Below are 18695 nucleotides of genomic sequence, written 5' to 3'. Positions count from 1 at the left end.
GATGGAGGGGTCATGATGAAAAAGGATGTTAGAAAAAGAATCAAGTATAGTGCTCTGCTCGCTTTAATACTGGTCATCGCACTCGCTGGATGTACACCGGGATCGTCCTCGAAAGGGGAAAAGACAGCAGATGGAAGGGAATTGAAACAATTTTCCGCATTTTTTGCCGTACCAGGAAAAATTGCGCCTGACGATAATCGGGTGTTAAAGGCTATTGAGGAGAAAACAGGCGTCAGAGTAACGATGGACTGGCTTACGGGCCAAACAGCCAAAGAGCGGATTGGTGTACTCATTGCAGGCGGCGAATATCCCGATTTTATCGATGGGAGTGATGGTACTCAGCAACTGGTAGCAGCAGGGGCGTTAGTACCACTTGAGGATTACATCGATAAATATCCAAACATCAAAAATTACCTGGGCGAAGACTGGAAGAAGATGAAAAATACGACGGATGGACATATCTACTTCATTCCTCAATTCGGCAATATACAAGAGAAATCGATGAAAGTATCCCATGACGGAGAAGCATTCTGGATTCAGAAGGCCGTACTGGAGTGGGATAATTATCCGACAATCAAAACGCTTGACCAATACTTTGACTTGATTGAACGGTATAAAACAGCTCACCCGACCGTTGATGGTCAGCCAACAATTGGATTTGAAATTATCTCCTATGACTGGCGTTATTTCGCACTGGAGAACCCTCCGCTCTTCATGGCTGGTTATCCGAACGAAGGCGCAGCCATTGTTGATAAAGAAACGCTGACGGCTAAAAACTACAATACCATTCCTGAAGCGAAAGCATATTTCAAGAAGATCAATGAGGTATATCATCAAGGCCTGGTCGATAACGAAACCTTTACAGCAAACTATGATCAATATATCTCCAAAATTTCAACCGGACGTGTGCTGGGCATGGTGGACCAAGGATGGCAGTTCCTTGACGCCGAGGCATCACTCGTGAAACAAAAATTGTATGACAAAACCTATGTACCGTTGTCCATTACACTCTCCGAGGATGTTAAAGGGCGCTATCAGAACAATCCAATCCTTAACGTGAATGGCGGCTTGGCCATTACAAAGAGCTGCGAGGATATCGAGGGAGCACTTCAATATATTAATGATTTGTTGGACCCTGAGATGGAAGTATTGAGAACCTGGGGACAGGAAGGCGTGGATTATCAAGTCGATGACAAAGGCGTGTTCTCCAGAAATGAGGAGCAACGTGCGAATTCCAAAGATCCGGACTGGGTACTGGCGAACACGGGAAGCCCATTGGTCTATTTCCCGCATCATGAGGGCATGACCGCTGACGGGAAGAATGCACTTGACCCTAAGGAGCAGCCGGAGGAGTACCTTGCCACATTGAATGACATCGACAAAAAAGTGCTGAAGGCCTACGGATTCACGAAATTTACCGACTTCCTTGAGCCTGCGGAGGAAAATGAACCGTGGTTCCCAATCTATACCTATAATTTCGAACCAAATAAACCGGAGACCATCGCCAGACAGAAAATGGACGATGTAAAACGCAAATGGCTGCCAAAAGTAATTATGACTTCACCAGCTGAATTTGAGAAGGCTTGGGAAGAATATCAAGCCACACTCAAGGAAAGTGCAGATATTAAAGCGTATGAAGATGCGCTGACGGAAGAAGTCCGCAGACGTATGGAACTGTGGGGGTAAAGTCCTGTCACACAGAATGGCTATGGGGAACCCCGTAGCCTTTCTTACACGCTAGATTTGGAGATTGGATAGGAATGGAATCGATTCACCCAGACTGGGTGATATAGATAAACTCGTAAGCAAGGAGAGAAAAAACATGGCCAAAAAGGAGTTGCAGCCTTCGTTAAAAACCAGCCATATCCCAGCGGGAACAAGCTGGATCGGGTACAACCTGTCCAGAATGAAAAGTCAGCGACAATTAATGTGGATGTCATTTCCGTTTATTGCGTTTATCGCTATTTTTGCGTATGGACCATTATGGGGCTGGTTGATGGCGTTTCAGAATTATAGACCGGGCATTGGTTTTATGGAGCAGGATTGGGTGGGGCTGGATCATTTTCGAACGTTATTCACGGACCCTACATTTTTACGTGTCATTCGCAATACGCTGGCGATGAGCCTGATCAGTCTGTTTCTGGGATTTGTCGGCTCAATTGGTCTGGCGCTGTTATTAAATGAGCTGAGAATGGTATTGTTCAAACGCGTGGTACAGACGGTTTCCTACCTTCCTCATTTCCTGTCGTGGATCATCGTAACAGGTATTGTTGCGAATGTATTATCAACGGAAACAGGAATAGTGAATGTGCTGTTGACGAAATTGGGCCTGATTGATGCACCGATCAATTTTTTTGCCGAACCCAAATACTTCTGGGGGATTGTAGGTCTGTCCAGCATGTGGAAGGAAATCGGATGGGGCACGATTATTTATCTGGCGGCCATGGCGTCGATTAATCCAAGCCTGTACGAGGCAGCTTCCATCGACGGAGCCGGACGGTTTCGTAAAATGTTCAATGTCACACTTCCAAGCATCAAACCAACGATTATTATCCTGCTTATCATCAACGTTGGTAACGTACTGAACGCAGGTTTTGAGATCCAATACTTGCTGGGGAACGGACTTGTGCAGGATGTATCCGAGACAATCGACATTTTTGTTTTGAAATACGGGATTAATCTCGGCAACTACTCACTTGCTACCGCAGCAGGCATTTTCAAAAGTGTGGTCAGTCTGGTGCTCATATTTATCGCCAACGGGATTGCCAAGTCTCTTGGTGAAGAGCGATTGATATGATAAGGGGGCAGAGCTGTGAAGCGATTTAGTAGAAAACGAAACTTGGGAGATTCTATTTTTGCCATCACCAATGGCATATTTATGTTGCTTGTCATGGTGGTTACGTTATATCCTTTTTTAAACACTATTGCCGTATCTTTCAATAACGGGCTGGATACGATCCGCGGGGGAATCTATCTCTGGCCGAGGGAATGGACAATGCAAAATTACATCTCCGTATTCCAGAATCCGAATCTGACACAAGCCGCATTTATTTCGGTTGCCAGAACTGTAGTTGGAACGGTGGTACAGCTATTCTGTACAGCCATGCTGGCCTATGTGCTGAGCCGCAAGGAGTATATGTTTAACAAATTGGTCACGACGCTGTTCGTAATGACGATGTATTTCAGCGGCGGCTTAATTCCGGGATACATGCTGATCAAACAAGTGGGGCTGCTGAACAGCTTCTGGGTATACATTATTCCCGGGTTGATCGGGGTGTTCAACATGATCGTCATTCGTACCTACATTCAGGGACTGTCGGAGGGATTGATTGAATCCGCGAAGATGGATGGAGCTGGAGATTTTCGGATTTTCATGCGTATCGTGCTTCCCTTATCCAAGCCGGTTCTGGCTACGGTCGCACTGTTTATTGCTGTAGGTCAGTGGAACTCCTGGTTTGACTCCATGTTGTACACGGCGGGAAATCGGAATTTGACCACCTTGCAGTATGAACTCATGAAATTGTTATCCTCTGCGACCTCACAGGGGGGAACCGTCAACGTGGATTCATTCAAAAATGTAACCAACATGGTGACGCCTGTGTCCATTCGGGCAGCCATCACGGTTGTGACGGCAATGCCGATTGTTTTACTGTATCCGTTCTTGCAAAAATACTTTGTGACTGGACTAACCATTGGAGGGGTAAAAGAATGAAAAATGCAAATCAAAGCGAACAATGCACGTTTAACAATCCGATTATGCCCGGGTTTTATCCAGATCCGTCCGTATGCCGGGTGGGTGAAGATTTTTATCTGGTGACATCAACATTTGCTTATTTTCCTGGCGTTCCTATCTTTCAGAGCCGTGATCTAGTGAATTGGAAACAGATTGGCAATGTGCTGGACCGTCCTTCGCAATTAAATCTTCAGGGAGCAGGCCATTCACAGGGGATATTCGCTCCAACGCTTCGGTATCATGAAGGCACTTTCTATATGATTACAACCAATGTATCACATGGCGGTAATTTTGTTGTAACCGCTACCGACCCGGCTGGGCCATGGTCAGATCCTTATTTTATTGAAGGCGCAGAAGGCATAGACCCTACGATTTTCTTTGATGACGGCAAAGCGTATTACCTTGGTACACGTCCTTGCTCCGAGGGAGTTCGTTATAATGGGAACTGGGAAGTGTGGCTGCGGGAGTTGGATCTGGGCAGTATGAAGCTGGTGGGAGACAGTTACGTTCTGTGGCGCGGGGCGATGGTGGATGTCATCTGGCCGGAAGGCCCGCATCTGTATAAGATCGATGAATATTACTATTTATTGATTGCAGAGGGAGGCACAGGACCAAACCATGCCGTGACCATTGCTCGTAGCAAAAGTTTGACCGAAGGATACGTCGGGAATCCGAATAATCCAATCATTACACATCGCCATTTGGGTAAACGTTACCCTGTTGTTAATGTAGGACATGCCGACTTGGTGCAGGCTGAGAACGGTCAATGGTTCATGGTCATGCTGGCTTCGCGTCCATATGGAGGGAGCTTTAGTAATCTGGGGCGGGAGACGTTCCTTGCTTCTGTCGTTTGGGAGGACGGATGGCCTGTTGTCAATGAGGGCCGCGGAATCCTGGAGGAGCAGGGCACATTGGATTTGAAGCCTGTTCCGGTAGAGCCGCAACTGCGTTTTGACCATTTTGACAGTGATAAACTGGGCTTGCAATGGATGTTCCTGCGCAATCCTCATGAGGATCTCTATTCATTAACCGAACGAAAAGGATACTTGCGGCTGAAGTTGAAACCGCAAACATTGAAGGAAAAAGAAAATTCCAGCTTTGTTTGTCTGCGTCAAAGGCATATGGATTATGTCGCAGCTACAGCGATGGAATTTGTGCCCGGGAATGCAAACGAAACTGCTGGTCTTGTCGTCATTCAGAACGATCTGTATCACATACGGATTGAGCGTGCTCTGACCGAGAACCAGCAAGTGCTGCGTGTGGTGACCGTTATAGATGGTCAGGATACCCACATTGCGCAAGTCGCGCTGGATGATGAAGTATCACGAGTGTATATCAAACTGGCCGCGACAGGTCAGCAACTAAGCTTCTACTACAGCACGGATGGAAGTCAGTATCATGTGGTGGCGGAACAGGTGGATACAAGCAGCTTGAGCACTGAAGTAGCTGGCGGCTTTGTTGGCTGCTGTATCGGAATGTTTAGCAGCAGCAACGGAACTTCATCTGATCAGGTAGCGGACTTTGACTGGTTTGAATATGGTTCATATAATAATTAGATGATAGAATGACAGCAAGAGAGCTCAATCCGGTGGCTGTAGTCCAGGGATTGAGCTTTTTTTTCGTTCTTTTTGTCAAAGAGAAAACTGTGGGGGAGTGCGGGGTGCGTTACAGTTTATTGTCCAGCTTCATGTGCTGAGCTTTTTATGATGTTAACTATTTTACGCTGAGCATCCTTGGCTTCCGGAATCGGATAGAGGACAAAGACATGGTTCATTTTGGGGTAAACGTACGTTTGGTGATCGATTCTTTGATCCGTCAGCAGTTTGTCGAGCTTCATATTATCAGGAAACAAGCCCTCGTGAGTCCCGATAAAGATGCTGATTTTGCCCAGACCGGCGAAATCTCCGTAGATTGGACTGATTAACGGATCGTTCAACGGTTTTTCAGCTGCCCAGATCCGCCGGATGACATCATACCCTTCCACAGCGAGCATAGGGTCGCGGGTCTCGTAATCGAATATGACCGGATTGTCCAGCACCATATCCACACAAGGTGATAACAAGATGATATCTTTGGGCTGCGGGAGATCATGCATCTTCAGATAATGGGCCAAGGCTAGGGATATGTTCCCGCCTGCGGAATCCCCCATAATGGTGAGTTGTGCCGGGTCGTCCACGGAGGCAAGCAGATCCCGGTATAGATTGAGCAATTTCGGATACGTATGCTGATAATTAAAATGCGGAACCTTTGGATAGATGGGAGCAACAACTTTGGCATTCAGAGCCTTAGCCATGCGATCCATGAATTTCCAGTGTAAAGATAGCGGCTGGTGTGTATGTGCCCCGCCATGAATGTAGAGAATGACTCTCTGTTCACGGGAATGCTGATCGTTTAATATGAATACCTGCATGTCTTCATGGGAGCGCTCTTTGATGGAAGATGACAGTTTTGTTTTACCCAAGGTATAAGGTTTAATGTTTTCCAAGCCCATATGATCCAGGTGTTTGCGGGTAAGCTCGCGTGTTGAAAAAAACTTCTTGGTATCTAACGTTCCGATATATTTCTCGAATAGAAAGCTCGTCAACGAGCGTTTATGGTTATGGATATACATGTTCATTGAGGAATCACCCTTCCTGATGGAGATCAGATATAAGATCTGTGGAGACTATAAGTAAAGTATAAAGGTTGAAGTGTACTTCAAGGTCAATCTTAATTTTTCCGTCAAACCGTTTACGGTTAGAGTAAAGCATGGTACCCGTTCTATGTTATGATATTTGCATCTTCAAAAGTTCGATTGAAGGGGCATAGCGTATGAATCAGAGCATACAACAGTTTAAAGCGGATTTTTTCAAAGCGTTGGCACACCCGATGCGAATTCAGATTCTGGAGCTGCTGAGTGAAGGAGCCAAGAATGTGAATGAACTGCAAAGCATTCTGGGATCGGAAGGCTCTGCCGTTTCACAGCAACTGGCTGTATTGCGCAGCAAAAACGTTGTCCACGGAATCAAAGAAGGGACAACCGTCACTTATTCGCTGCGTGATCCGCTGATTAAGGACCTGCTGGCAGTCACCAAACAGATTTTTGACAATCATCTGGTTGATGCCATTTCCATGCTGGAAGATATTCGTAAAGAGTCCTGACACAATAAACAAGAGCAACTGGATGTAATCACCGGAGGTTCTTGTTTTTTTGTGTTAGTTCCCGTTGGAATTGTGCGTAATCCGATTGACAGGACGTATGCAGGGGAGTAGTCTTTTAAATATATTCAAATATTCAAATATATGAAGAAAAGAAGGTTTTTGTACATGAGATGGATGGGGAGATATGCAGGGTATAATGCTGCCGCTTTTCGCAAGGATCTGTTATCAGGGCTGATTGTAGGTATCATTGCGATTCCACTCGGTATGGCATTTGCCATCGCTTCCGGGGTCAAACCGGAGTATGGATTGTACACCACTGTAATCGCAGGGATTCTCATTTCCTTGCTGGGTGGGTCCAAGTTCCAGATTGGCGGGCCAACGGGGGCATTCATTCCAATCCTCTTTGCCATTGTGATGCAGTATGGATATGAGAATCTGCTGATTGCCGGAATGATGGCCGGCTTGATGCTTGTACTTATGGGCGTATTCAAGCTTGGGGCGTTAATCAAGTTTATTCCAAGGCCGGTGACTATCGGTTTTACGGCAGGGATCGCCGTCATTATTTTTAGCGGACAAATTACGAACTTCCTGGGACTTCGAGGCATCGAGAAACACGAGGATTTCTGGTCCAATATGAAAGAAATCGGGATGCATATCTCAACGATTAATATATACAGTGTGCTTACAGCTGGAATCTGTCTGGCTGTTCTTCTGCTTGTGCCCAAGTTTGCACCAAAGGTGCCTGCATCACTGGTGGGGCTGGTTCTTTCGACGGTAGTCGCGGCGTTCTTTTTTGAAGGGCAGGTGGCTACGATCGGTTCGTCCTTTGGCGCCATACCTAACGCTTTGCCTCAGTTTCATATGCCTGAGATCACTTGGGAGCGTATCGTGAACTTGCTGCAACCCGCTTTTGTCATTGCCATGCTGGGTGGAATTGAATCGCTGCTGTCGGCTGTTGTTGCCGATGGCATGACCGGAAGTCGGCATAACAGCAATCGAGAGTTGATTGGGCAGGGAATTGCTAATATGGTGACGCCGTTATTTGGTGGTATTCCTGCAACAGGAGCGATTGCACGTACAGCAACAAATATCAAATCCGGCGCAGTATCGCCGTGGTCTGGCGTGATTCACGGTGTAGTGGTTTTGCTGGTACTTGTTCTCTTTGCGCCATATGCATCCCACATTCCTCTTGCCAGTATGGCTCCCGTTCTCATGCTGGTTGCTTGGAATATGAGTGAACGAAGATCCTTCATACATGTCATGAAAACCAAAACGAGCGATTCACTCGTTCTGCTGATTACCTTTTTGCTGACCGTATTTACAAGTTTAACAACGGCTGTAGAGGTTGGGTTGATTCTGGCTGTTCTTTTATTTGTTAAGCGGATGAGTGAGATGTTGAAGGTTGCCAAAGTACTGCCCGATCCCGAGCATAAACATGAGAAAGTTATGGCCCACATGGTTCGGGAAGGACATGACTGTCCGCAAATAAGCCTATATACAATTGAAGGGCCACTGTTTTTCGGGGCAGCGGATATGTTTGAGAAGTCGGTCATGGATTCGATTCATCGGCGACCAGGCACTCTGCTGTTGCGCATGGGCAAGGTGCCTTTTATGGATACAACAGGTGAATCCAATCTGGCCCGTGTTGTCAAACATATGGAGAGATCCGGGGGCAGAGTTTTACTTTCAGGCATTCAGGCGCAACCGTTGGAAATGCTGAAGAGAACAGGTTTGATTGAACGGATTGGTTCGGATCATATGTTTGAGCACACGGGTGAAGCTATCAATTATGCATTGCAGCATCTGGATGTTCAGAAATGTAAGGGGTGCAAACATTTTGCCTTCCGTGAATGTGCTGCATTGTCGAGCACTGGCGGCGATCCAGCGCGTAATAACCTGCTTAAATCTGGAAAGCGGGCCAATGCAAATAACCTTATATAATTCCGCTGATGCGAGATGGAACTATAGGATTCTTAAAGAGTATTTACTCATCAAAATATATATTCTGGAAAATAAATAAAAAATATACTATGTTATAGGTTGATAGGTGAAAGGATTACATCGTTCATCAGATGAGAAATAATCATATTAAACCGAAGGAGCAACCATATGTCCATTCAACCGACTGCTTTACGTTCAGTGCTTAACCCCAGGTATCTGGAGTCTGCATTGAGGGATCAGTATAACATTGGAACATGGGAAGAATGTTTGTTTTGGCTTAGGGGATTGAATGATACCTACCGGATTCGCACATCCAGTGGCATGTATATTCTCCGTATCTACCGCACTGAAATTTCGGAGGAAGATGTTCACTACGAACTATCGTTATTGTCTCAACTGAAGAATGTTCTAGGTTCTGCGGAACACACCGACATTGGAGAATACATCGAGAAGAAAGATCACACGGGATATACGGTGTTGGAGGCTGCGGAAGGCAAGCGGGTTGCTGTGATGTTTCGGTATATTGAGGGTACGGAGAACAACCTGGAGGATGAGGAGTCTTGTTACGCCTTTGGTCAATCTGCCGCTGAATTGCATAAGGCTATGGATCAGGTGAACGTGGAGCTGCCACGATATGAGCTTGATTTGAAATTTCTCATTGATGAACCCCTTAAGCGAATCATCCACTATATCGGTGAGAACAATGAAGCAGCAGCATTTCTCCATACGTTTGCCACAACGTTAAAAGAACGCATCGTTGCCACTTCCAGACAAGATCTGGACTTTGGTCTGTGCCACGGCGATATGCATGGGAATAACAATGCGTTTCAACAGGAGCATCAGTTCATCCACTATGACTTCGAGTGGGCAGCCAAAAGCTGGCGTGCTTACGATCTGGCCCAAGTGAAGGTGAGAAAGAGACAGTCTGAAGATCAAAAGGCAGTATTATGGAAAGCGCTCATCGCAGGTTATCGTTCAGTCAGAAGCTTCTCTGCCGAAGATGAGCAGGCGGTTGATCTCTTTATTATCGCTCGCCGATTCTGGGTGATGGGTCTGGATGTTGCTTTTATTGAGAGTGATACGGGTGGGCTGGACTATGGTTCGGATTGGCTGGATAGTTTCGTGGAAGAGTTCCGGAATACGGGGATTGTATCGTAGCGAATGATGAACATTATTTTAGGTGTAGGTTTGAATGTTTTAAGACCCTTCCGAGTGAACTTGAACTCGGGAGGGTCTTTTTCAACTCATATTGAAGGTAACATGGTCACTTGTTACTTGTTAGTTCGATGATGATGAAGAAGCGGCTGCAGCCGATGCTGCGGCAGCTGCTGCCATGGCGGCCTGCTGGGCGATGATAATATTCGTGATACTGGTTGAGATTGCTGTCGTAAGCACACCGTTTCGCAGATCCTCCACATGTTGAATGGCTATCAACGCAGATGAGAACAGGAGCAACTCCTGTTTGTCGATTGACCAGGCACCGAAGCCTTTTTGAGTCCGTAACCAGTCATTTGTTTCCGCGACTTCATCTACTAACGCGTCTCTGTCCGAAGGCAGTAGGGAAAGTATCCCGAGAGAGGGTAATGTATACGTTTTATCCATTCGGAGATCCCTTTTACGAAAAGCTTCATTTAAGGCAATCACACGAGTACCTGCATCCGGGGTATCCTCTCCAAGAACCAGTACCTGTGTTAACGCCTGCACACTGTTTCTGGAAGAGAACTCTGGTTTTAATTCCCTATAGAGTTGTTCCATACGTGCCACACCAGTATCCACGTTGAGATCGGAAAGGGCTAACATGGCAGCAAAAATGTAGTCATCCTGTCCAGTGAGGAAACGATGCTCTGCTTTCATGCCGTCATAAAATAATTTGGCCCGCTCCACCGTAGGTTGAAACTGGTCAGGTGATGTCTGAGTAGCGATCTGATAGGCGGCAATAACCAGATAATCAGAGTTGCGGAATTTGATCTCTTTCATCAAGTCATAGACATGCAGGGTATCTACCAATCTCGTCTCTTCATCTGTTGTAAGGGAGAGCATTGTAGCAATGCTAATAGCCGAATTACCTCTGAATGCAGAGAAGAGTTTTGTGTTTTGTTTGATCAACTCTTGGCTTTGGCGAATGACTTCCACATCAGCAACTTTATTCTCCGCTGCATAGAGCAAGGCGGCCAGACGGTGAATCATCCCATGTTGCCATTTGAACGACTTCTTGATGATCTGAGTGTTGGAAACGAATAATTCAGCTCGTTCTGCATGATGTTGTTGCATAGGCACACCTCCATATTCACTGTTATTCAACAATACCCTTCCAGCTTCCTTCATTCCGTCGGTGTAAACAAATTAGATGATTAGGAATATCGAATGAATTAAAGCAATTATTCCCATAGGGTAGATCAATGATCTGGAGAACCCGTTTTTAAATTTATTTCGAGGATGTTTTTCGAAAAAGAAGTGTAATACGGTATGTATGATGAAAAAGATATCCAGCACCCAGAATGTAATGGTCTGATATGAGCTAAAAAGCAGAGAGAGGATGATGGTATACATTGGCAGGTGAATCCAAGTGAAATACCTATACGCTTTATCATCTTCCATATCTTTTAACACCATAAACAATTTCCACTCGGACCGCCTGATGGCATCCATTTCGTGAAGCAGAAAGAGAGACAGGTTAAACAAAAATAAAACCAGTAAAAAGTCAGGCATGCAAAGTCTCCCATTTTTCAATTTTATACAAGCAGGTCAATAGCGAACAAGTCACTTACGGTATTGCAACCCACATATACAATACGTGAGTTGTCCTTGGGGGTTTCAGCAACCTCCCTGTCGAGTCATGTATTAGAAAGTCTCTGTCACTTTGTTTACACAACGCTGCAGTGAATTGTTTATTGAACTGTCTGCCATATTCATTAAGCGGTTATCCTATACCTATATGTGCAGTGAATCCGTTTCCTCACATTCCTTGTTGTATTTCTGCGGCACATCTCGTACAATTTGGTGAAGTAATTCTGCATTGCGTTAATGTGAATGTGAAAATTAAAGATTACATCAGGAATCTGTACACAAGAAAAGGGGAGAATCGTTTGGAATCAAAGCAACTATCTAGAGGGCTAAAGCCCCGCCATGTAGAGCTGATTGCACTCGGAGGTACAATCGGCGTTGGTTTGTTCATGGGATCGGCAAGTACGATCAAATGGGCAGGACCATCCGTGCTGCTGGCCTATTTACTGGCCGGTATCGTTATCTTTTTTGTCATGCGTATTATGGGTGAAATGTTGATTCAGGAGCCGGTCACAGGTTCGTTTGCTACATTTGCTCACAAATATATTAGTCCGCTTGCCGGATTCCTGACCGCCTGGAGTTATTGGTTCCTGTGGGTTACGGTTGGTATGGCGGAAGTTACGGCGATTGGCATCTATGTCGGGTATTGGTTCCCGGATATTCCGCAGTGGCTACCGGCACTTGCTGGGGTGCTCATCATTGCGGCGGCAAATCTGGCGGCGGTGAAGTTCTATGGGGAATTTGAATTCTGGTTTGCGATGATCAAAGTGACTGCTATTGTAGCCATGATTGTGATCGGAACAGGTCTGATCTTCTTCGGCTGGGGGAACGGAGGACAGCCAATCGGGCTGTCGAATCTGTTTAGCCATGGCGGATTCTTCCCTGGAGGGATCAAAGGTTTCCTATTTGCACTGTGTATCGTAACGGCTGCGTATCAGGGGGTTGAAATGGTTGGTATTACAGCAGGTGAAGCGGAGAATCCGAAATACACCTTGCGTAAAGCGATCAAAAATATCGTGTGGCGTATTCTTATTTTCTACGTTGGCGCCATATTTGTTATTGTAACCTTGTACCCTTGGAACGAAGTGGGCGAGACGGGCAGCCCGTTTGTGCTCACCTTTGCCAAAGTTGGTATTGTTGCTGCAGCGGGAATCATTAACTTTGTGGTGCTTACGGCGGCCATGTCGGGATGTAACAGCGGGATCTACAGTGCGGGAAGGATGTTATACACGCTGGCTGAGAATGGGCAGGCACCTGCCTTTTTCAAAAAGCTGTCCAAAGGCGGGGTTCCCCGCAATAGTATCGTCATCACAATCTCCTTGCTGCTGATTGGGGTTGTGCTGAACTACCTGATGCCGGACTCCAAATTGTTCCTGTACATCTACAGTGCAAGTGTTCTTCCGGGTATGGTTCCATGGTTCGCGCTGGCGTTCAGCCAATTCCGATTCAGAAAGCGTTGGGGTAACGAAATGGCGGATCATAACTTTAAGTCCAAATGGTTCCCGATCAGCAATTACATTATTATTGTGTATCTGATTCTCGTCATTATCGGTATGGCGTTTAACCCGGATACGCGCTTGCCTTTGATTGTTGGTGCTACGTTTATGGCCATCGTGGTGGCTGGATATTTTGCATTTGGCATCGGAAAAAGACAACGGATAGATGGCGGCGAAGATCGCTAGTCTAATATTCAAAAATCAACTTAAATCGTAATATCATACATGCATTCCTTGAAATGATTGAAGAACCTGCGGGTGATTCAGCGAAATTCAGGGAGTGCATTTTTTTATTCGCAAAATTCATGCTTGAATCTCCTGTAACTGGAGGTTTTAAGATTGGAGGCAGACAAGGGGGCATACATCTTATGAGGATAGTAGAATGGATTTATCTTATTTTCAACCTGCTTATATTAGTGGGGGTAATCGGGATTGGGAGACAGAGTCAACATTTTCGGAAAATGGTATGGGGCGGATTTGCCATATCGGGTGTGCTGCTGATTATCCATGGTGTGGTCGAAGGACTTCGTTGGCCGATGATTCCGGCGTATCTGCTCACGTTGGTTCCACTGGTTGTGTTATTTACAAAGGCAAGACGCCAGCAACAGTCAGGTGTAACCTCGCTGAACAGTAAACGTACCGGGGCATCTGCTTCGAAATCACCTGTGGCGGGGAAATTCGGACGTGTTCGAATCATCGCAACGTCTTTCCTGGTGTTGCTATACGCTGTTGTGAGCATTGGCTTGCCACTGCTGTTCCCGGTGTTTTCGTTTGCCAAGCCAGCAGGTCCTTATGGAATTGGAACGGTATCCTACGATTGGATAGATAACAGCCAGGAGGAGTTGCTGACGAGTGACGCCGGAGATAAACGGGAGCTGATGGTACAGATCTGGTATCCAACAAATCCAGAAGCAGAGGGAGCAACAGCCCCTTATGTTAATAAGCCGGAGATCTACGGGACAGCCTTCAATGAAGTGCTGAAACTGCCAAAGCTTTTATTTTTCAGTCTGAGTCAGGTCAAAACACATGCGATTCAGGAAGCTCAATTATCAGATGCCGAAGCCAAGTATCCGGTTGTTCTTTTCTCTCATGGTCTGCATGGCTATGAAAATCAGAATACGTTCCAGGTCGAGCAACTGGTCAGTCAAGGTTACATTGTTGTAGGCATTAATCACACGTATAGCAGTCTGGTGTCCGTATTCCCGGATGGACGTGTGGCGCAGTTTGAATCGGAAGGGAAAGAAGGCTTTGAGCAGCTGCAATTCAGTTACATGGACAAGTTGAATGAGACATGGGTGAAGGATGCACAGTTTGTACTGGATGAGGTAGAGAAGTTGGGAACGGGAGATCCGAGCGGACGCTTTACAGGACATATGGATCTGGACAACATCGGCATGTTTGGGCATTCATTTGGCGGAGCAACGACAGTACAGATGTTAATGGATGATCCGCGTGTGAAAGCAGGCATGAATATGGACGGTGTATTGTTTGGCGAGAAACGTATCCCTGCGGAAGGCGTGGGCAAGCCGTTCCTGATGATGAGTGCAGACTCGACCGTTGCAGGCACAAGTGTGATGAGTGACGAGGAAATTGCTGCGATGGGCACGACCCGTCCGGAAGCCGAGAAATATTACGAGGAAGTGTACGCTCGGTATGAGCCGGTAACCGCAGGAGGGAACTTCTGGATGGAGCTGACCAACACCAAACATCTGAGTTTCTCCGACCTCTACCTGATCTCTCCACTGCTCGAATGGATGCAGGGTGTAGATGCGCGGGGGACGCAACAGTTGGTCAACGATACAACGATTGATTTCTTCAACCACTACTTGAAAGGGCAACCGCTCCATATGGACACGAAAGTGGGAGAACATGAATCCTATTTGTTGAAAAAAGGCTAAACGTATAAATGGAAGGAGACTGGAGTTCAGTCTTCTTCCATTTGTTTTAATCGTAACCGCATGCCCTCCTGCAACAGGTTAATGCCATCTACAATCTGGCTCCATTCGGGATTCATTACCTTGCACAGCTTGTTAAAACGCAGAATGCGATCCGTCACGGAGTCCAGCATATATCGGGCCTGATTGCGAAAAAATACTTCTGGTGCTTCCGCATGCTCAGCACTTGCATACATCAACACAAAGTCCCACACCATGCTTTGCACAGCAGGGCTATCGATTGCCCAACGCTTGTCCAGAGCTTCGGTAGTGCGAATGCGAATAGCCTCCATTTTTTTCACCCAGACGTCCGCTTCGACTTGTGGCTGATTCGCCATAATGAAGAAGGGAACCTCCAACCTAGCCAGATCAGCCCAATAGGCCGGATCATTGATCAGTTCCTGAATTTCCTTCCAGGCCAGTGTTTGCTGAGCCGTCAGTTTGGTATCTTTCATCATGTATTTGTCGAAAAAGTGCAGAAACGACACTCTCCAATCCTGCGGAATGCTGTCCAGCAGATGGGATTCATCCATCTTGGCAGCAACAAATTGTTTTCGCCTGCTCGCATTGGCCGTCAGGGATTCTACCAGACTGGAGATATACGTGAGAGACTGTTCCGAGCCAAGTGAAGTTTTTTCTTCATGCTGCCTCGCTTGCTGCAAAACAGAGAGCATGGAATTCATCGTGCCGATCTGGGTTTCCAACGCTTCAATCTGCAGATCCAGCGCCTGTGCTACCGCCAGTTCACCCGACATGAGTTTTCGAATATCCGGTATGCTGAAATTCAAATAACGTAGTGTTGTAATGAGTTCGAGTTGCCACAGGTCTTGCGTTGTATAGAGTCGATGCCCACCTTCCGTATGACTGGAGGGCTGTAACAGTTCAATCTCATCGTAATAACGGATCGTTTTCACCGTGGAGCCGATCAGTTTGGCTGCTTCACCGATGGAATAGGGTTCTTTGTTTGCATTCAACGAGATCACCTCATGATTCATTATACAACCTCCTGTCACTGGAGATTCAATGTTAGACGACTGTCATGGAATTCTGGCGGGCTTAGTTTAAATTCCACCCATCTCGGTTACAAAGGAAGGAGTGCAACTTTTAAGAAAACAACTTCTGAACATAAATTTAACATTTACATGATAACGAAGAGCACAGAAATAACCTGAAGAAACGGAGTGTTCGCCTTTATCACCGGATTTTCACCTTATATAAGGGAGAGAAAAAATCTGGGGATAAGAGCGATCGGAAGGTTATTCTGTGATCGTAGTGATCAATGTAAATAACCAAGGAGGAAATTGAACATGGCTAATCAAGACCAGCACACCATGCAAGATCCAACGACACAATATCCGAAGGCTACACCGGAGTGGAAACAGCAGCAGGATGAGCCGGGACTTCAGCGTGAGATGACTCCTGTTCCTGATGCGGGTGAGAAAAGTTATAAAGGCAGCGGACGTTTAACAGGACGCAAAGCGGTTGTGACCGGAGCTGACAGTGGAATTGGCCGGGCGGCAGCGATTGCGTTTGCCCGTGAAGGTGCAGATGTCGTTCTGGCTTATTTGCCGGAAGAGGAAGCAGATGTGCAGGAAGTTGTGAAGCTGATTGAGGAAGCCGGTCGCAAAGCAATCACAATGCCAGGTGACTTGAAGGATGAGAAATACTGTGAGGAACTCATTGAATCTGCTGTAAAAGAGCTTGGTGGGATTGATATCCTCGCTAACGTGGCAGGTAAGCAGCAGTTTGTAGAGCAGATTGCAGATCTGACCACCGAGCAATTCGATGCTACGTTCAAAACAAATGTCTATTCCATGTTCTGGCTCTGCAAAGCAGCTGTGAAACACATGAAGCCGGGCAGCTCCATTATCAACACATCATCGATTCAGGCGTATAAACCTTCGCCAATCCTGCTGGATTATGCGACAACGAAGGCATCCATTAACACGTTCAGCAAAGCGTTAGCACAACAGGTGGGTAGCAAAGGGATTCGTGTCAATGTTGTTGCACCAGGACCGGTATGGACACCACTTCAGGTCGTGGGTGGACAACCAGTCGAGAAGCTGGCTGATTTTGGCTCCAACACACCGCTTGGTCGAGCAGGACAACCTGCCGAGATGGCTCCAGCATTTGTGTTCCTGGCAAGCCAGGAATCCAGTTATGTGAGCGGCGAGACATTGAATGCGAATGGTGGTACGGTTAGTCCGTAAATAGTCTTAGGTAATCCGATCATGGTATCAGAGGATACGGTCTCCATATTGGGGCGGTATCCTCCTTTTTGTCGTTAAGATGAGAGAAATACATGGTAATATACTCAAGAACATGATCTTCGCTCCCAGCTCTGGGAGTGCGTTGCTTATACAATTAATCTGTTCAGATCAATACACTATGCCTAGGAATCGAAGGGGGAATTCTGTAATTGCCAAGAATGTACTTAAACTAGGTGACCCTGTCATAAGCACGTACACATCATATGGGACATTAACATCCGTTATGCACGAAGATTTATGGCCATGGATTTTCAATAACTTTATACAAATCAGGTATGCACATGGATGGGGAATTTTTTGTTTGATTCTCATCAGTTTCTGCTAAGTACCTGTCCGGGAATTTCCTTTTACAACCTGCCACAAGAAATTGTAATTAGCAAATGGGGAATATCACTTAAGCAAGTGATTACGGAAGCGATAGATATGGGATATTATCTATATTTTTATACAGATAGATACTACATTGCGTGTACAGACTATTATCAGAAAGAACATCTCATGATGAATTATTGGTGTATGGGTATGACCTGGATCAAAATTTGATATACATTGCTGATAATCTTGATGATGGTAAATTCATACAAACCGTATGGAGTCTGGATGAACTTGAGAAAGGCTACTGGACCATGTCTAATGCGTACAGTTTTTGGACAGAAGTGAGATTTCTCAAGCCTATCCAGAATATCAACTATGCAATTCATGTGGAGCAGATTATAACGGCGATGGAAAACTATCTTAACTCAAGCGAGACATATGAGTTAGTGAGAAATCAGAAATACGATTTTGGAATGCAAGCCATTCAACGCATCTTTACCGACATTGAGCAGGCAGCCTTAGTTGGAGAAGCATTGGATTCAAGAGTCTTTCATCTTTTGTATGAACACAAGCTACTTATGGAGTTACGTTTATCTTATTTAATGGAGAAGAAATCAATCATTGAACGAGATTCAACCTTTATGGAATTAAGCACTATTCTGAAACAGGACTACTTTAAACTGAGAAATATAGATCTGAAATACAATATAACGCGTGATGCAAGTACATTCAGTAAAATTAGTGAGAGATTGCAAGAGAATCTCATGAAAGAGAAAGCATTTATTTCTTCTTTTATTACCAGATTTCAACAGGTTAAATCAATGGCTTGAAATCATCTAATAATAGACAAAAAATCCCCTTTGCTTGTTGAAAGCAAAGGGGATTGCTGTGTAATTAAGTTACTTCTGCTCTGGTTTCGGGTCTAGAATGGCATAACTGCCTAGCGTGGCATAGGTGAGAGGATAGGGTATAAGTCCTGTAGAACAATAGAACAGTTGTAATTCCGTAGCGAGGGGACCATGTTAAAATACAAGAGTTACTACATATTTAAATATATAACAGAATAATTTGAATAGAATGG

At 45.6% G+C, this 18695-nt stretch carries 15 protein-coding genes; 11 read left to right on the top strand and 4 right to left on the bottom strand.

Annotated features, from left to right (window positions below):
* Positions 1 to 15: 15 nt before the first annotated feature.
* The 4 genes from MKX68_RS06880 (at position 16) to MKX68_RS06865 (ending at position 5289) form a co-directional block, all read left to right on the top strand.
* The gene (locus tag MKX68_RS06880) at positions 16 to 1686 is read left to right on the top strand and encodes an extracellular solute-binding protein (RefSeq protein ID WP_340910318.1); all 1671 of its coding nucleotides are present in this window, start codon (positions 16 to 18) and stop codon (positions 1684 to 1686) included.
* Between the two features lie 136 nt (positions 1687 to 1822).
* Complete coding sequence (locus MKX68_RS06875; protein WP_249913521.1) at positions 1823 to 2797, top strand: ABC transporter permease; 975 nt, start codon at positions 1823 to 1825, stop codon at positions 2795 to 2797.
* Between the two features lie 15 nt (positions 2798 to 2812).
* Positions 2813 to 3712, top strand: a complete 900-nt coding sequence (locus MKX68_RS06870; protein WP_340910314.1) for a carbohydrate ABC transporter permease — start codon at positions 2813 to 2815, stop codon at positions 3710 to 3712.
* Complete coding sequence (locus tag MKX68_RS06865; protein ID WP_340910311.1) at positions 3709 to 5289, top strand: glycoside hydrolase family 43 protein; 1581 nt, start codon at positions 3709 to 3711, stop codon at positions 5287 to 5289. The genes MKX68_RS06870 and MKX68_RS06865 overlap by 4 nt, the downstream gene beginning before the upstream one ends.
* A 116-nt stretch (positions 5290 to 5405) precedes the next feature.
* Here MKX68_RS06865 and MKX68_RS06860 read toward each other — a convergent pair whose 3' ends face one another.
* Positions 5406 to 6350: an alpha/beta hydrolase gene (locus MKX68_RS06860; protein ID WP_340910308.1), complete on the bottom strand. Its 945-nt coding sequence runs from the start codon at positions 6348 to 6350 to the stop codon at positions 5406 to 5408.
* A 194-nt stretch (positions 6351 to 6544) separates the two neighbouring features.
* Here MKX68_RS06860 and MKX68_RS06855 point away from each other — a divergent pair, with 194 nt between their 5' ends.
* The 3 genes from MKX68_RS06855 to MKX68_RS06845 all read left to right on the top strand — a co-directional run bounded on the left by MKX68_RS06855 (position 6545) and on the right by MKX68_RS06845 (position 9973).
* Complete coding sequence (locus tag MKX68_RS06855; protein WP_017690603.1) at positions 6545 to 6874, top strand: ArsR/SmtB family transcription factor; 330 nt, start codon at positions 6545 to 6547, stop codon at positions 6872 to 6874.
* A gap of 165 nt (positions 6875 to 7039) precedes the next feature.
* Positions 7040 to 8815: a SulP family inorganic anion transporter gene (locus MKX68_RS06850; protein ID WP_338590940.1), complete on the top strand. Its 1776-nt coding sequence runs from the start codon at positions 7040 to 7042 to the stop codon at positions 8813 to 8815.
* Positions 8816 to 8983: 168 nt separating this feature from the next.
* Positions 8984 to 9973 carry a phosphotransferase gene (locus MKX68_RS06845; protein WP_340910303.1) on the top strand — a complete coding sequence of 330 codons (990 nt, stop codon included), beginning with the start codon at positions 8984 to 8986 and terminating at the stop codon, positions 9971 to 9973.
* A 120-nt stretch (positions 9974 to 10093) separates the two neighbouring features.
* On the opposite strand, the gene MKX68_RS06840 is transcribed toward MKX68_RS06845, so the two are convergent.
* Both MKX68_RS06840 and MKX68_RS06835 read right to left on the bottom strand, forming a co-directional pair.
* A complete protein-coding gene (locus MKX68_RS06840; protein ID WP_340910300.1) occupies positions 10094 to 11086 on the bottom strand; it encodes a DUF4003 family protein in 993 nt (330 codons plus the stop codon).
* 72 nt (positions 11087 to 11158) lie between these two features.
* On the bottom strand, positions 11159 to 11524 hold the full coding sequence (locus MKX68_RS06835) for a DUF6713 family protein (protein ID WP_340910298.1): 366 nt from the start codon (positions 11522 to 11524) through the stop codon (positions 11159 to 11161).
* A 377-nt stretch (positions 11525 to 11901) separates the two neighbouring features.
* Between MKX68_RS06835 and MKX68_RS06830 the strand changes: the two genes are divergently transcribed.
* Both MKX68_RS06830 and MKX68_RS06825 read left to right on the top strand, forming a co-directional pair.
* Positions 11902 to 13281: an amino acid permease gene (locus tag MKX68_RS06830; RefSeq protein WP_091019689.1), complete on the top strand. Its 1380-nt coding sequence runs from the start codon at positions 11902 to 11904 to the stop codon at positions 13279 to 13281.
* Between the two features lie 182 nt (positions 13282 to 13463).
* On the top strand, positions 13464 to 14993 hold the full coding sequence (locus tag MKX68_RS06825) for an alpha/beta hydrolase family protein (RefSeq protein ID WP_340910293.1): 1530 nt from the start codon (positions 13464 to 13466) through the stop codon (positions 14991 to 14993).
* Between the two features lie 26 nt (positions 14994 to 15019).
* Here MKX68_RS06825 and MKX68_RS06820 read toward each other — a convergent pair whose 3' ends face one another.
* Positions 15020 to 16024 (bottom strand): MerR family transcriptional regulator, encoded by a 1005-nt coding sequence (locus tag MKX68_RS06820; protein WP_340910289.1) that lies wholly within the window; start codon positions 16022 to 16024, stop codon positions 15020 to 15022.
* A gap of 312 nt (positions 16025 to 16336) precedes the next feature.
* Between MKX68_RS06820 and MKX68_RS06815 the strand changes: the two genes are divergently transcribed.
* Positions 16337 to 17239: an SDR family oxidoreductase gene (locus MKX68_RS06815; protein ID WP_340910287.1), complete on the top strand. Its 903-nt coding sequence runs from the start codon at positions 16337 to 16339 to the stop codon at positions 17237 to 17239.
* 527 nt (positions 17240 to 17766) lie between these two features.
* Entirely contained in the window at positions 17767 to 18444 is a 678-nt protein-coding gene (locus MKX68_RS06810) for a hypothetical protein (RefSeq protein WP_340910285.1), read from the top strand.
* Positions 18445 to 18695 lie beyond the last annotated feature (251 nt).

The organism is Paenibacillus sp. FSL M8-0212 (genome assembly GCF_038004645.1).
In the GTDB taxonomy this organism is placed as follows: Bacteria; Bacillota; Bacilli; order Paenibacillales; family Paenibacillaceae; genus Paenibacillus.
Note: the sequence above shows the minus strand (reverse complement) of the source record. Positions and strands in the feature narration are given on the sequence as shown.